Here is a 14,849-nt window from a genome sequence, read left to right on the forward strand (position 1 = left end):
CCACAGTACTAACCAGTCTGACCAATCAATCAGGCTGGCTGAGCGTGTGCACTCATCTGCTGTGCCTGAATCGCCGTCAGCGCAATCGTGAACACAATGTCGTCCACCAATGCCCCGCGCGACAAGTCGTTCACCGGTTTACGCAAGCCCTGCAACATTGGGCCCACACTCACCACATGCGCGCTACGTTGCACAGCCTTGTAGGTAGTGTTGCCGGTATTCAAGTCCGGGAACACAAACACGGTGGCCTGGCCCGCCACTTTGCTGCCTGGGGCTTTCTGCGCGGCAACGTCGGCGGTGGATGCAGCGTCGTACTGCAGCGGGCCATCCAGTACCAGATCGGTGTATTTGGCGCGAGCCAGTTCGGCGGCTTCACGCACTTTGTCGACATCGGCGCCAGCGCCAGACTTGCCGGTGCTGTAGCTGATCATGGCCACTTTCGGCACGATGCCGAACGCAGACGCACTGTCGGCACTTTGCTTGGCAATCTCGGCCAGTTGCTCGGCGGTCGGGTTGGGGTTGATGGCGCAATCACCGTACACCAGCACTTGATCTGGCATCAGCATAAAGAACACCGACGACACAATGGATGAGCCCGGAGCAGTCTTGATCAGTTGCAATGCCGGGCGCACGGTACTGGCAGTGGTGTGGATGGCACCAGAAACCAGGCCGTCGACCTTGTTTACGGCCAGCATCATCGTGCCCAGCACTACCGAGTCACCCAGTTGTTCCAGCGCCTGGATGTCAGTCAAACCCTTGCTCTTGCGCAGCTCGACCATCGGCGCGACGTATTCAGCGCGGATTTCATCCGGGTCGAGAATCTGCAGGCTTGGCGGCAGTACCACGCCTTGTGCGGCGGCCACTGCTTCGATGGTGGCGCGCTTGCCCAGCAATACGCAGTGGGCAATGCCTTTTTCTTCGCAAACGACGGCGGCGCGAATGGTGCGCGGCTCTTCGCCCTCAGGCAGCACAATGCGTTTCTTGTGCGAGCGCGCTTTCTGGATCAACTGGAAGCGGAAGGCTGGCGGCGACATGCGAATCGACGGCACCACTTTGACCGCGTTCATCAATTGCTCGGTACCCAGTTGATCGGCCACAGCGTCGAGCACCAAATTCATGCGCTCGGTATCGTCTGCCGCCACAGCAGGTGGCACCCGGCTGATGCGTTCGGCAGTGCCGTAGCTGTCAGAATCAGTGCGCAACACCGGAATCCCGCTCTTGAGCGCGAGCGCAGCCAGCGCCTGGATACGCGGATCTGGCGCGCTGGAATGCGTCAGCAACAAACCGGCCAACTGAATACCACTACCGGCAGCCAGCGCGGTCGCCAGCATCACGTCGTCACGATCACCGGCACTGACAATCAGTGCACCTGGCTTCATGCGTTCCACTACTTCTGGCACCGAACGCGCCGCAATCACGGTTTCCTGCACGCGGCGGGTGGCCAGTTCACCCTCGATCAGAATCTCGGCGTTCAGATGCCGCGCCACATCCAGCGTGCGCGGCGCCATCAAACTGGCGTCATACTTGATCACGCCCCACAGGGCGAGGCCATCCAGTTCATATTGCGCTGAGGCCGCATCAAAATTTTCTGGCGCTTTGTTGAAGATGACGCCAGCAACACTGCGACCTTCATTCTTCAGTTGGCGACCAATCACGCGGGCTTCGGCGGCGGCGCCGGGCACCGACGCACTGGAAACCAGGATGATCTCCGCCTGCATGCTGCGGGCGATTTCCTCGTTCAGGCGAGCGGTCACCGGATTGCTTGGATCAATATGCAACCCTTCGATCACCAACACATCCACGCCCATCGCTGCGGCCATACACAGGCTGACCACGTCTTCCAGCAACTCGTCGTTCTGTCCTGCTACCACGCGTGAAACGACCTGCGCGGTGGAGAGTGGTACCGGGCTGTCGATATGACAGATCAAACGGGCAAAGTGGGTAGAGCGTTCCACATCGCCGTGATCCTGCCCTACGGGTTTTACAAACCCCACTTTCAGGCCCTGGTGCTGCAAAGCTCGCACCACACCCAATGCCACGGAGGTCAGGCCTACGTTCTGGCGGGTTGGTGCAATCAAGAATGTCTGCATGTTGAATATCCTGTGCTGACCGCCGGGCGCGGCGGAATCCGGCGTTACTGCCAGGCTGGGTACGCCAGCTGCAGTAACTCACTCAATACCGTTGTCATCGTTATAGCGCGATTGACTCCCCCGTAACGAGCTAATGCGATCAAGAGGGGAATCGAAAACCTCTGTTACCAAGCCTGCCGGGGTATTCATTGGCAGATTCAGAACAGGGGCTGACACTTGAGCGAGATCATGCCTTGTTCAGATTGCACTTGCTTTGGGTCAGGACAAATGAATACCCGGGTTTCGCCGTGAATATGTCGTTGACCAGTCCAATGCCATTATGCCGACGGCAAGCGCGCGCGCTCGGTGGCAAACCATTGCTGCAAACCCTCATCGACAAAAGCACTGGCCAGCGCGTCGGCCTGATTCAGGTGCGCCGCGCTTGTCTGCGCTGCTCCGGTCAATTGATAAGCATGCGCCAACGCCAGCTCCAGAAAAGCCTCGTCTACCGTCTCTTCTGAAGCTTGCGCGCGATTGCCGCGAATCAACGCCAACGCCGCGTGGGCGTGGCCCAGGGCAATATCTGCCTGGCCGATTTTGTTGTGCACCAGCGCCAGCAAATACAAAGCGCGTTCTTCATGCATCCAGGTTCCGCAGCGACGCCAGCATGCGAGAGCTGCAGCAGCGGCGTCCAGCATCAAAGCGGTCTCAGGCGGATTCAGTGTGGCCTTTTCCAGCATTTCGGAGGCCACATTGTTGCTGGTCACGGCTAATACCCGATCGATGCTGCCATCCCCTGCTGCCGAGGCCATGTCCAGCAGCGCCCGATACAGCTCACAGCCTTCCTCGACACGGTCGTTGGCGATCAGCCCCGATACAATCTGCGCCGTCATCCGCGCCAGACTGGCGGTCGGCTGCGTTGGGTTGAGCGTCACCACACGCGTTTGGGTGACCAGCGCAGCAGTTGTGTCACCCGCCAGCCATTGCGCCACCGCCAGAGAGATCAGCGCGTTGGTCGCATCTGTCGTCTGCGGCACCTGAGCCAGCACCGATTGAGCCAAGGCGTGGGCTTGCGGCCAGTCTTGCAAGTGCTCGCCTATCGTATGGTTGGACAAGCGCAAGAAATTGCCGGCCTGCTCGGCGTTGCCAACCAGATGTTGGTGGGCCTGCAGCAGTTGGGCCACGCTGTGCGGATCGGTTGCGTGCTTTTGCCAGCCGGTATCAATCAATTCTTCCAGATTCATGACCCTTTGCGCTCCCCGGTTCACCGTTGTCGGAACAACAATAAAACAATAACAAAAACCGCAATCAATTACGCATCACGCAAGTTTTTTCAGCAAACCACTGTAAACCCAAGCGCACCAATGCAAGGCCACATGCCTTGGGCCCAGTCAGACAAACGGTGTCGCACCAGCATGACATACGACCGATCGTCTTTGACCCGCAGCAAACAATGCTGGCAAAGTGACCGACTAGCCGCAAGCGCTTTCCGATTACCCGCCCACAAGGCCACCAATATGACTACCAACAGCAACCCGCTGCTGCAAGACTGGGACACCCCACACCAGCTGCCGCCCTTTGACCTGATCCGCGCCGAGCACTTTGCCCCGGCATTTACCGCCCTGTTTGCTGAGCATCTGGCCGAAATCGACGCCATTGCTGCCAATCCAGCCGCGCCCACCTTTGCCAATACCGCGGCGGCCTTCGACGCGGCCGGTGCTCGCCTGAGCCGTGCCGAACTGTTGTTTGAAAACCTGACGTTGTCGGAGACCAACTCTGAGCTGCAAGCGGTAGAGCGCGACATGGCGCCCGCGCTGGCCGCTCACTCCAGCAAAGTATCGATGCATGCAGGATTCTTTGCCCGGCTGGATGCCCTGTACGCACAGCGTCAGTCGCTGGAACTGAACGAAGAGCAACGCCGCCTGCTGGCCCGTTTGCATCTGGACTTCGTTCGCACCGGCGCGCAACTGCAAGGTGCTGATCGTGATCGTTTTGCCGTTATCGTCAGCCGCATTGCCGAGCTGAGCACCCAATTCAGCCAGAACGTGCTGGCCGATGAGTCGGAATTTCGTCTGACTTTGAAAGACGAGGCCGACCTGGCTGGCCTGCCAGACTTTCTACGTGATGCTGCCCAGTCTGCTGGTAAAGAACGCGGCGTCGACGGTTATGTGATCACCCTGTCGCGCTCGTTGGTGGTGCCGTTCCTCACTTACTCCACCCGCCGTGACCTGCGTGAAACCGCTTGGCGCGCCTGGGTGAGCCGTGGCGAGCATGCCGGTCGCGAAAATGCCCCGCTGGCCAAAGAAATCCTCGCCTTGCGCCTGGAAAAAGCCAATCTGCTGGGTTACAAAACCTTTGCCGATTACGCACTGGCTGATCGTATGGCCGGAACGCCAGATGCGGTCTACCAGTTGCTGGAGCAAGTGTGGGAGCCAGCCAAACAAAGTTGCGCACAAGAGCGCGCACAACTGGTCGAAGCTGCCCGCAAACTGGGCGAAGCGCAGGACATCCAGGCGTGGGATTGGCGTTATCTGGCAGAGAAAGTTCGTGTCGCCAAATATGATCTGGACGATGCCGAGGTCAAACCGTATTTCAGCCTGGATAACATGCTGCGTGCCGTGTTTGATTGCGCCAATCGCCTGTTTGGCCTGACTTTTGCCGAGCGCACCGATGTGCCGCTGTATCACCCGGACGTGCGATTGTTTGAGGTATCCCGCGATGGCCAGCTCATCGGCCTGTTCCTGAGCGATAACTTTGCCCGCGCCAGCAAGCGTAGCGGCGCGTGGATGAACATATTCCGCAGCCAGTCGCGCAATGGCGCCACCGTGTTGCCGATTGTGATCAACAACAACAACTTTGCCAAAGCCAGCAGCGGCGAAACCCTGTTGAGCTTTGACGACGTGACCACGCTGTTCCACGAGTTTGGCCATGGTTTGCACGGGCTGTTGTCTAACGTCACCTACAATCGTCTTGCTGGCACCAACGTGCCGCAAGACTACGTAGAGCTGCCGTCGCAACTGCTTGAAAACTGGGCGTTGGTGCCAGAAGTGCTGGAACGCCATGCGCGTCATCTGCAAACCGGTGCGGTGATCCCGGCTGATCTGGTCGCGCGCATCCGTGCTTCGCGCACCTTCAATCAGGGCTACGAAACCGTCCGCTATACCGCTTCCACATTGATTGATCTGGCACTGCATCAGCGCACCGATGCCCAGGGCGTGGATATTGCCGAATTTGAAGCCGCCGAGCGCATTCGTCTGGGCGTGCCGCCAGAAGCAGGCATGAATCACCGTCTGCCGCACTTCGGACATATCTTCTCCGACGAGTATTACGCCGCCGGTTACTACGTTTACATGTGGGCCGAAGTACTGGAAGCCGAAGCGTTTGATGCGTTTGAAGAAGCAGGCAGCGCATTTGATCCGGCTCTGGCAGAAAAGCTCTATCGCTATATCTACAGTGCGGGCGATTCACGTGAACAGGGGTTGGCTTTCCGCACCTTCCGTGGCCGTGAACCCCAAGCGACGCCGATGTTGCGCAAGCGCGGGTTGATTGCAGCGTAAGGTTTTCTGGCTGTTGGCAATCCACGAGGCCGGTGCAAGCCGCCGTGATACCGGGACCGAACCGGCATTACGGCGGTCTGTAACCTGCCCTGTTTTTTTTGGGTGACAGATACATAAGCCCGGATGTCGCATCGCTCGGCCCTGGCGACAGCGCTTGCCAAGCTCCTCAATTATCGAAATAATCAAAACACACCCACTTACGGTGTATCTCACGTGGACTTTTGAAATGCTGGTCAGTTTGTCCCGCCTCTCACGCCTTAATAATGCCAATGCCCGCAATGCCGGGCAGGGATTGTTGCGTGCGCAAGGATCGCAAGACAGACACTGAAACACGATCCGCCCAGCAAGCAAAAATCCCCGACCCGGCCCAGTGCCGGGTTTTTCATGTCCTGGCGCTGCGGCCGTTTTTTTCTGTTGTTAACGCAGCAAGGAGCCAGACATGTTTTCTCTTTCCACTATTTCCGACCTCAAACAGCACGCACCCGCGCCAGTCACGCTTGAAGGTTTTGTCGATGCGGTGCGGCATCAGGGCAAGATTGCCTTTGTGCAGTTACGCAGCCGCCTGACGCTGCTGCAATGCGTGGTGCTGCAAGCCGATCTGCTGGATATCTGCGCCAGCCTCAGCAGCGAGAGCTATGTGCGGGTCCACGGTCGCAGCCAATTGATGCCACAAGCGATCCACGGCATTGAAATCGTCGCCGACCAACTGGAGGTTCTGGCGGCTGCAGCCCCGCTGCCGATAGATGCGCACAGCGACGTCCATCTGAAAGGCCAGCATCCCAGCGCCCGGTTGCGCTTTGCTGCTGACTTGCTGCCTTTACTGGCCAGCGCCGCGCTGGAACATGGCTTGCGAGACTGGCTAGCCACGCAGGACTTTGTAGAAATCCACACGCCAAAACTGATGGGGGCGCCGTCCGAATCCGGGTCTGAGGTGTTCAAGCTGGGATACTTCGGCCAGACGGCCTATCTGGCGCAATCGCCGCAGTTCTACAAGCAGATGGCCATTATTGGCGGCATGGGGCGCGTTTTCGAGATCGGCCCGGTATTTCGCGCCGAGCCATCATTCTCGGTGCGCCACGCCACTGAGTTCATCAGCGTGGATATCGAACTGGAAGGCGAGCGCAGCGCGGCAGACCTGGCCACGCTGGAATACGCCATGATCAGTTACGCGTTTGCCGAACTGGAAGCCGCCCACGGCAGCCATCTGCAACAACACTTTCCTCAGACACTGGCAGACAGCGGGCCGCTTGAGATTCTCACCCACGCCCAGGTCTGTCGTCGGCTGCAACTTGCCACCGATACCGCACTCACGGGCGCGCATGAACGCGAATTGGGTCAACAGTTGCAAGCCCAAGGCGTCGATTTTTGCGCAATAGTCGAAGTGCCGTGGTCGCAACGGCCTTTTTATCACCGACGACAAAGCTCGCGGCCAGACCTCACTGAAAGCTTCGAATTGCTGTATCGCGGCATGGAGATCACCACCGGCGCCATGCGCGAACATCGGCGAGACGTACTGCTCGCCCAACTGGCCGAGAAAGGCTTGTCTGGCGCAGGCGCACAAGGCTATCTGGATTCATTTCAGTGGGGAGCGCCACCGCATGGTGGCTTTGGGCTGGGACTGGCGCGGCTGGTGGCGTTGCGATTGGGTTTGCCGTCGATACGTGAGGCGACCTTTTTGCATCGCACGCCCAAATCCATCCTGCCGTAAAAGGGCGATGATCAATTAATCAGAATTCTGTAAATACGTGCACCGGCGCGGGGATCAGACCCTGTCCCGATGCCGTTTTGCGCACCTGTTTTGATCATGTCAGCGCGAGTGTTCGTTTTATGTGACAGCACCAGCGGGCGCGATATGTAACACGCGCGTTGCTAGCTACAATGCGCCCTCATCGCTGTTGAAATCACAATAAAAAAGAAGAAGTATCAATGCTTTGTTCCACTGCGCCTGGCCAGCGATCCCTGGCTGCACGCGTCAGATTGGTAGCAATAGCGCTTGCCTGCATTACCCTGCTTGCACAGCCAGTTTTTGCCGCCAGTTGTACCGCAAACCGTATTCCCGCAGACGCCAAACTCAAATTTGATGGCTCGCTGGATGACCCTGTCTGGCAATCCGCGCCGGAATACGATCAATTCTGGGAATACGAACCCGTCGACGGCAAAACGGCGCCGGTACGCACCACCGTGCGCGTGCTGTACGACAATAAAGCCATCTACTTTGGCGTTCGTGCTTACGACCCACACCCGGAAGATATCCGCGCGCCGTTCGTGCGCCGGGACAACGTGAAAACCAACCAGGATTTTGTCGGGGTGTATCTGGACCCGATTGGTGCCGGTAAGTCAGCCATGTTTGTGCGGGTCAATCCGCGCGGGGTGATTTCCGACGGCATTTACAGCGCCGATACCGACAACGCCGATTTCTCGCCCGACTTTGAAGTCGACGCTCGCGCCGTCATGCTTAAAGACGGCTATTCGGCGGTCATCCGCATTCCGTTTTCCGAGTTGCGCTTTGCCGACAAAGGCGCCAAGCCGTGGCAATTCCAGATCATGCGCAGCTATCCGCGTGAGCAGAACTACATCTTGATGAGCGTGCCGCTGCAGCAAACCGCCACCAGCATGATCGCGCTGATGAACCCGCTGGACGCGCTGCAAGCCGCTGCACCGGATAACAACTGGAGCCTGCGCCCGCAAGTGACCTTGCGAGGGAATCGCGATGGCGTTTCTGGCCAGCCGGTGGACAAATCGCTGCATCTGGACGCAGGTATCGATCTGAAATGGCAGCCCAACACGGCGTGGGTGATCGATGCCACCATCAAGCCGGATTTCTCCCAGGTCGAGCTGGATGTCCCGCAGCTGACCAGCAATGCGCAGTTTGCCCTGCAATTGCAGGAAAAACGCCCGTTCTTTCTGGAAAGCAGTGACATTCTGGAATCACCCACGCTGATGAACGAACAGGGCGGCAACGGCCCCAAAGCCCTGTATACACGCTCGATCACCCAGCCGGACTGGGGCTTGCGTGCCACGCGGCGTGACGACAACACCGAGGCGACATTGCTGGCACTGGATGACACCGGTGGCAGCCAGATTCTGATTCCACATGCATTCAGCACCGACAGCGTGCTGCAGCCAGAGTCCGATGTGGTTCTGGGGCGCGCCCGCACCTATATCGATGGCGTGTCGCTGGGCGGTTTGTTCACCGCTCGCAATTACGCTGGCAATCTGGGCGACAACGCGGTTATCGGTCCAGATGTGGTGTGGCATTCCAGCGAGGGCGACCGCGTTCGCGCGCAGTGGCTATTATCCAGCACTTCGGCGCTTGCGACCGATAGCGGCACGCTGCAAAAAGGCCCGGCGCAATCGGGTTCGGATGTGCTGGTGGACTGGCTACGCAAAACACCGTCGTGGGAGCCCTCGCTCACCTATCAGCAGGTCTCTAACGCTTTTCGTGACGACACCGGCTTTTTCGGCCAGTCGGGCTATCGGCAACTCACCGCCCAAATGCTGCACCGGAACCGGCTCGATGGTGACTGGAGCGAGGTCGACGAATATCTGTTTTACCAGGATTCGGTGACTACCGCCGATGGCAGCACGGTGTTCCGCGAGATTGATCCGGGCGTGGCAATTTATGGCCCGCACCAGATCGCGCTGACGCTGGAATACCACCCGGCCATGGCGCAACGCGTGAGCGATGGCGGCGCGTTACACAGTTTCAACCAGTACTCGATGGAAATCGACGCCAATCCGGCGGCCTGGTTTAACTGGCTGGAAGCCAAAACCGTTCTGGGTGACCAGGTGGATGTGGGCAATGATCGAGTCAGCCGCAGCGTTTATTTGCTGCTGGATGCGCGCTTTCGGGCGCTGGACCGGCTGGAGATTGAACCGCGCTTTGAGCAAACGATGTTGTATGCGCCGGATGGCACGGTGTCGCTGAAAGACACCGCCGTGCAATTGTTGTCGGTGCTGCATTTCACTGGCCAGGATTCCGCCCGGGCGATTTTGCAGCGCGAGATCACCAACCGCACCGCCGTGATGCCGGGCGACGTGCCAACATCGATTACGCAAACCGATTCGATCTCATTGACCTACGCCCATCGCTGGTCCGCGCTAAAGGTCTGGTATCTGGGCGCGACCTATAGCCACAACGCCTTTACCGATACGGCCAGTACGCGCAGCACCGAAGTGTTTGCCAAGTTCCAGTTTGATATTTGATGATTTGACGTCACAACAAAAAAAGCCGAAGCAATTTGCTTCGGCTTTTTAACGTTGGTGGTCAATCTGGCAACCGCTCTGAAACCTTCAAACCGCTGCCTGTTTCAGCAATACATACAGTTCATCTTTCAGTCGTAGTTTCTCTTTTTTGAGCGTTTCGACTTCGGCGCCGCCAAAACCCACGGGTTGGGATTCAATATTCTTGATCTTCTGGTCCAGCTCATTGTGCTGATTAAACAGCCTGGAGAAATGCGGGTTGCTGTTTTTCAGACTGGAAATCAGGTCGCGATATTCGGGAAACATCTCGAAACTCCTTAAGTATTGGGGGCCTGAACAAAGCAAGTTAGCCCAATGCCTTCAGAGCAATTTTGATCCCGATCAAGGCCAGTAGCGTGCGTTAACCGTAGCGAACACCGGGTGCTGTTCGATGTGTTTTAACAAGTCGCTGAATGCGGGGCGAGATTGCGCCAGGTGCGCACGCGTGCCCGACCATTTGGAAACCACCACCGCCAGCAAATCCAGCGCGCCGGGTTGTTCACCGTTGAGAAACGGCGTGGCGGGAAAGGTATCGGCGAAGATATCCCACAAACCATGCAAACGCTGCCGGGCCCCTTGTTTGACCCGCGCATGCTCTTGTTCGTCGGTCGTTTCGGTCCAGCGTTCCGGGTAATCGATCACGCCAATGGCCGCATAACAATTGGCGGTGATATACACCAGGCCACGAATGGCCTGCGCCCGTTGACTGGCATCCGTCGGTAGCAAGCCGCTGTCCGGATAAGCCAGCCCCAAATGGATAAGAATGGCCGCGCTCTCCGACAACACCGAGTCATCGGGCAAAACTAGCGTAGGGATTTGCGCCAGCGGATTAACCTGGCGTAGTTCATCCAGCCCGGGGCCGGGTTGCCAGGACGCCGCATCAACCAACCGAAACGGCACATTGACCATGCCCAGCGCCGCCTCAACTGCTGCTGCACCAGACGATTGAGCACCATAAAGAATGAACATGGATCGATTTCTCCATTGCCACCGGATAAGGGTTATTCGGTGTTATGGCATCAGACCAGTTTCAGCGCCAGCGCATTAAACGGTGCAATTCATCAATACTGGGCAGACAACGCTTTGGCTATGCGATTGCGCGAAACCTGAGTGCGCGGCACGCGGGTGTTGAACCAGCTGCGCACGTCCTGATCCAGACCGATACCGTGCATGAAGTTGTACAGCGCCTTGTTCAGCCCCTGACCCAGCAAGTCGTGGTCGACACCGGTCGGGTCGATAAAGCCGACGTCGTTGGTGGCAAAGGTAATCGGCGGCAGCGGCTCCAGCGTGATGCCGTATTCATCCGGGTTCTTGCCGACCGGCGAATGCACGGTACAGGCAAAGCGATGGAAGAAGCCGGACTGGATACAGCCCTCTTCAAACAACTGGCGCACATATTCCAGTGCATCAACCGTGTCCTGCACCGTTTGCGTCGGAAAGCCGTACATCAGATAGGCATGGACCAGCACCCCGGCCTCGGCAAAACCACGCGTCACGCGGGCGACTTGTTCGACCGATACGCCTTTTTTCATCAGATTCAGTAAGCGGTCTGACGCCACTTCCAGCCCGCCCGAGATAGCGATGCAGCCACTTTCTGCCAGCAGCTGGCAAAGATCCGGCGTGAAGGATTTTTCGAAGCGGATATTGCCCCACCAGGAGATGGAAATCTTGCGCCGTAACAGCTCTTGCGCCAGCGCTTTCAGGGCCTTGGGTGGCGCGGCTTCATCGACAAAGTGAAAACCGGTCTGACCGGTTTCGGCGATGATGCGTTCGATGCGATCCACCAGTTCCACCGCCGAGGCATTCTCGTAACGCGAGATGTAATCCAGACTCACGTCGCAGAAACTGCATTTCTTCCAGTAGCAACCGTGGGCGATGGTGAGCTTGTTCCAGCGCCCGTCCGACCACAGCCGATGCATGGGGTTGAGCATGTCCAGCAGCGACAAGTATCGGTCCAGCGGCAGACCATCCCAAGTCGGCGTGCCGACCTCGGCAAACGGCACATCGGCTTCCATCATGTTGATGTAGCGCACCTTGCCGCTTTGGGCATCGCGCACAAAAGTGCGCACCAGCCGTTGCTGCGAACGCTGGCCTTGCAGATGCTCCAGCAACGCCAACAAGGGGCGCTCGCCGGCATCCAGCGTTACGTAATCGAAGAAGTCGAACACGCGCGGCTCGGCCAGCTCGCGCAGTTCCGTATTCACAAAACCGCCACCCAGCCCGATGGTGATCGACGGGTCGTGCGCCTTGATCGCCTGCGCGATACGGAACGCGGCATACACCGCGCCGGGGAAAGGCACCGACAGCAACACCAGCGTCGGTTTATGCCGCTCGATGGCTTGCAGCGTGAGCGTGCGCAAGGTGTCATCAACCAGATTGAGCGGTGCAGCCAGCGCTTTGGCCAGCGGGTCGAAAGTCGGCTGGCTTTGCGCCAGCGATTCGGCATAACGCACGAATTCAAAACGCGGATCGACCGCATCGCGCAGTACGTCCGAAATATCGTTCAGATACAGCGTGGCCAGATGGCGGGCGCGATCTTGCAGGCCCAGCGCACCAAACGCCCACGCCAGCGGATCACCACCTTCGTCATCGATATACACGTCCAGCGATTCAAACCGTGGGCCTTCGGGCAGAAAATTGCGACCGCAAATGCGATGCCCGAGCGTGGAATCCCGGCCCTGCAAGAAGGCGATCGTTGGCTTGATGGTCGCCACATAGCGATCAAACTGTTCATAAAATGAACTCACCGCAGGCGAGCGTTTACGCGGTGGAATCGGTTCGATGCGCTCGCGCACCGCCTGCAAACCGGCCGGGCTGAACAGTTCCAGCACCAGTTTCAGCGCGAGGTCTTCCTGCACTGCCTCTACATTGCGTGAACGCAGAAAGCCCGTGAGATAGGCCGTCGACGGATACGGCGTGTTCAATTGCGTCATCGGCGGGATAATCGACAACACGCGCAACGCTGGGGTACTCATCGCGAGGCTCCGTGCCGTGTGCAACGCTGAATGGCTGGCTCAACTGAATCGACGAACATAAACATAAAAACTCTCTTGCCCTACTGGATGCACGCATCGGCAGCGGGTTTACTCAAAACGCCTTAACTCGGGCGCTTGTCAGACGCGGGGGCAGAAAACGGATTTTCCCAACGGAGACAATGAATTAGCGCAATTTGCGAATCCCCGGATTTTCACATGAAGTTGTCATGTCGGCACTGTAATTTTGCGCTCAACCCGCGGGGCCGCGATTATACCTGTGCCCGGCCTCGGGCTTGGTTCATATCACCATTCCCCGCCAAGATGAGCTTGCAGCGCGCTCCTGACCGGGCCGCATTGAGGATCACGTCATGAATTTCCGATGCTGGCTTTCAGCTTTAGTGTGTCTGGCCAGCGTGGCCGTATATGGCGCAGATATCCAATGCGCTGGCCGCGATGATTTGCCGCGTGTGCTGCAAAACGCCTGCTATGGCGACAAGGTTGATCGCGTAGCCTGCCCTTATCACGACGATGATTTCGGCATTTTTGAGAACAATCGCGCACCATTCCATTATCTGCTGGTGCCGCACCAGAAGACCTGTGGCATTGAAAGCCCGATGTTCTGGCAAAGCGGCAGCATGCCGTGGTTTGGCGAGGCCTGGCGTTTGCGCAGCGTGTTTGCCAATGCCCGAAAAGTTAGCGGAGGTGTGCCGCTGGCGCGGGTGGGCATCGCCATCAATTCCGTGCCGGGGCGCAGTCAGGGACAACTGCATGTGCACATCAGTTGTGTAGCGCAGGATGTGGCACGGCAATTGGCCGCGGCTGGCGGACAAATCAGCGCCGATTGGCAACCACTGACGCTCGATACCGTATCCGGACCACAGCGTTATCTGGCCAGACGACTGCCCGGCAACCAGATTACGCCCGATCTGTTCGCGCAATTGGCGGCCAGCCATCCCGATCTGGCGGCCAGCGAAGGCAATGCCACCGCGTTTGCCGCCACAGTGGATTTCCGGCTTGAAAGCGGGGCTGAAACCGTGGTGTTGGTGGGGCAGTATGGTGTGCAGAACCAGGGGCATGCGGAGGATTTGCTGAGTGGATGCGCGAACGCGGTTAGCCCCTGACCAGGTTAATTGACCGGGGTCTGGCCGCTCCGGCTAAAGGTGCATTTGGTATAAGCCAGGCTAAACCCCGCCCGTTCTGCATTGCGTGCGCTGCTATTAGTCGGGCGCACCGATGCACTGGCCAGGATGCATCCGGCATCCGCAGCTGCTTGCAGACGGGCCAGCAATAGTGCCGCCTGCACCCCGCGATTGCGTGCGGCTGGCAAGGTACTGGCAATCGACAAATACGCTACGGTTCCGGCCGGAGTCGGCAACAGGCTTAAACCTGCGGTTCCGACAATCAGCCCGCTGATGCGCGCGGCAAACAATCTGGTGTCTTGGCGCATGACCGCAATCCGGGCCAGCGCTTGCAGCAAACTGGCGGGCCGGCTCACGGCTTGCACGGAGAAACCCGCCACACAATGTTCGATAAACAACTCATCGCTCAGTTGAGAGCCGGTGATGATGTCTATTTCCTGGTTATTGGCAGGGCGATTTGCCTCGTGGACCAAAGGCATGACGTAGGTGTTGCTAAAGGCATTGACGTGATATCCACGCGCAGCCAGCAACGGCAATAGGGTTGGGTCCGCATGAGGGCACAAGTCAATCTCCACAGGTAGCCCGAGATCGGCATACGCGGTTTCTAAATGCGCCAGTTCTTTCACGCCCACCGGCGCGCTCATGGCCAGCCCTGTCACATGGTTAAGCTTGCGTCCAAACTCGGGGAGCGTCAGCGCCGCCACGCCGCCCGCGAAGGGCATGGCCCGCATCGCCGCATTCCCGGACAACTCGCGCAACGCGGCCACTTGCTGCTGTAAATGGCTGGCCTCGGCTTGTTCGAGGATCGCGGCGACATTGGAGCTGGTTAGAATCATGGTGAAATCAGGTAAGGAATGAGCGGATGTC

At 58.3% G+C, this 14,849-nt stretch carries 10 protein-coding genes; 4 read left to right on the forward strand and 6 right to left on the reverse strand.

The window, feature by feature from the left end; translation table 11 throughout:
* Window positions 1-29: 29 nt before the first annotated feature.
* Both pta and P4L78_RS08370 read right to left on the reverse strand, forming a co-directional pair.
* Window positions 30-2,090, reverse strand: coding sequence for a phosphate acetyltransferase (pta, locus tag P4L78_RS08365; RefSeq protein WP_283147921.1), 2,061 nt, complete (start codon window positions 2,088-2,090; stop codon window positions 30-32).
* Between the two features lie 317 nt (window positions 2,091-2,407).
* Window positions 2,408-3,313, reverse strand: coding sequence for a hypothetical protein (locus P4L78_RS08370; RefSeq protein WP_309327581.1), 906 nt, complete (start codon window positions 3,311-3,313; stop codon window positions 2,408-2,410).
* Window positions 3,314-3,586: 273 nt separating this feature from the next.
* On the opposite strand from P4L78_RS08370, the gene P4L78_RS08375 reads away from it, so the two are divergent.
* The 3 genes from P4L78_RS08375 (at window position 3,587) to P4L78_RS08385 (ending at window position 9,832) form a co-directional block, all read left to right on the forward strand.
* Window positions 3,587-5,626 (forward strand): M3 family metallopeptidase, encoded by a 2,040-nt coding sequence (locus tag P4L78_RS08375; RefSeq protein WP_309327583.1) that lies wholly within the window; start codon window positions 3,587-3,589, stop codon window positions 5,624-5,626.
* Window positions 5,627-6,065: 439 nt separating this feature from the next.
* Window positions 6,066-7,334, forward strand: a complete 1,269-nt coding sequence (locus P4L78_RS08380) for an amino acid--tRNA ligase-related protein (protein WP_309327584.1) — start codon at window positions 6,066-6,068, stop codon at window positions 7,332-7,334.
* A 218-nt stretch (window positions 7,335-7,552) separates the two neighbouring features.
* A complete protein-coding gene (locus P4L78_RS08385; RefSeq protein WP_309327586.1) occupies window positions 7,553-9,832 on the forward strand; it encodes a DUF5916 domain-containing protein in 2,280 nt (759 codons plus the stop codon).
* An 87-nt stretch (window positions 9,833-9,919) separates the two neighbouring features.
* On the opposite strand, the gene P4L78_RS08390 is transcribed toward P4L78_RS08385, so the two are convergent.
* From P4L78_RS08390 to P4L78_RS08400, 3 genes are all read right to left on the reverse strand, one after another.
* Window positions 9,920-10,135 (reverse strand): YdcH family protein, encoded by a 216-nt coding sequence (locus P4L78_RS08390; RefSeq protein ID WP_309327588.1) that lies wholly within the window; start codon window positions 10,133-10,135, stop codon window positions 9,920-9,922.
* Window positions 10,136-10,210: 75 nt separating this feature from the next.
* Window positions 10,211-10,837: a glutathione S-transferase family protein gene (locus P4L78_RS08395; RefSeq protein WP_309327589.1), complete on the reverse strand. Its 627-nt coding sequence runs from the start codon at window positions 10,835-10,837 to the stop codon at window positions 10,211-10,213.
* Window positions 10,838-10,929: 92 nt separating this feature from the next.
* Window positions 10,930-12,843: a B12-binding domain-containing radical SAM protein gene (locus P4L78_RS08400; RefSeq protein ID WP_309327590.1), complete on the reverse strand. Its 1,914-nt coding sequence runs from the start codon at window positions 12,841-12,843 to the stop codon at window positions 10,930-10,932.
* A 368-nt stretch (window positions 12,844-13,211) separates the two neighbouring features.
* Here P4L78_RS08400 and P4L78_RS08405 point away from each other — a divergent pair, with 368 nt between their 5' ends.
* The gene (locus P4L78_RS08405) at window positions 13,212-13,964 is read left to right on the forward strand and encodes a CDP-diacylglycerol diphosphatase (RefSeq protein WP_309327592.1); all 753 of its coding nucleotides are present in this window, start codon (window positions 13,212-13,214) and stop codon (window positions 13,962-13,964) included.
* Between the two features lie 5 nt (window positions 13,965-13,969).
* On the opposite strand, the gene P4L78_RS08410 is transcribed toward P4L78_RS08405, so the two are convergent.
* Window positions 13,970-14,818: a GNAT family N-acetyltransferase gene (locus P4L78_RS08410; RefSeq protein WP_309327593.1), complete on the reverse strand. Its 849-nt coding sequence runs from the start codon at window positions 14,816-14,818 to the stop codon at window positions 13,970-13,972.
* Between the last annotated feature and the right edge of the window lie 31 nt (window positions 14,819-14,849).

The organism is Silvimonas sp., assembly GCF_031291215.1.
Classification (GTDB): Bacteria; Pseudomonadota; Gammaproteobacteria; order Burkholderiales; family Chitinibacteraceae; genus Silvimonas; species Silvimonas soli.

Coding starts and splice junctions, on each gene's coding strand:
- pta (WP_283147921.1), bottom strand. CDS start 2,090: ATGCAGACATTCTTGATTGCACCAACCCGCCAGAACGTAGGCCTGACC.
- P4L78_RS08405 (WP_309327592.1), top strand. CDS start 13,212: ATGAATTTCCGATGCTGGCTTTCAGCTTTAGTGTGTCTGGCCAGCGTG.
- P4L78_RS08385 (WP_309327586.1), top strand. CDS start 7,553: ATGCTTTGTTCCACTGCGCCTGGCCAGCGATCCCTGGCTGCACGCGTC.
- P4L78_RS08380 (WP_309327584.1), top strand. CDS start 6,066: ATGTTTTCTCTTTCCACTATTTCCGACCTCAAACAGCACGCACCCGCG.
- P4L78_RS08375 (WP_309327583.1), top strand. CDS start 3,587: ATGACTACCAACAGCAACCCGCTGCTGCAAGACTGGGACACCCCACAC.
- P4L78_RS08395 (WP_309327589.1), bottom strand. CDS start 10,837: ATGTTCATTCTTTATGGTGCTCAATCGTCTGGTGCAGCAGCAGTTGAG.
- P4L78_RS08390 (WP_309327588.1), bottom strand. CDS start 10,135: ATGTTTCCCGAATATCGCGACCTGATTTCCAGTCTGAAAAACAGCAAC.
- P4L78_RS08400 (WP_309327590.1), bottom strand. CDS start 12,843: ATGAGTACCCCAGCGTTGCGCGTGTTGTCGATTATCCCGCCGATGACG.
- P4L78_RS08370 (WP_309327581.1), bottom strand. CDS start 3,313: ATGAATCTGGAAGAATTGATTGATACCGGCTGGCAAAAGCACGCAACC.
- P4L78_RS08410 (WP_309327593.1), bottom strand. CDS start 14,818: ATGATTCTAACCAGCTCCAATGTCGCCGCGATCCTCGAACAAGCCGAG.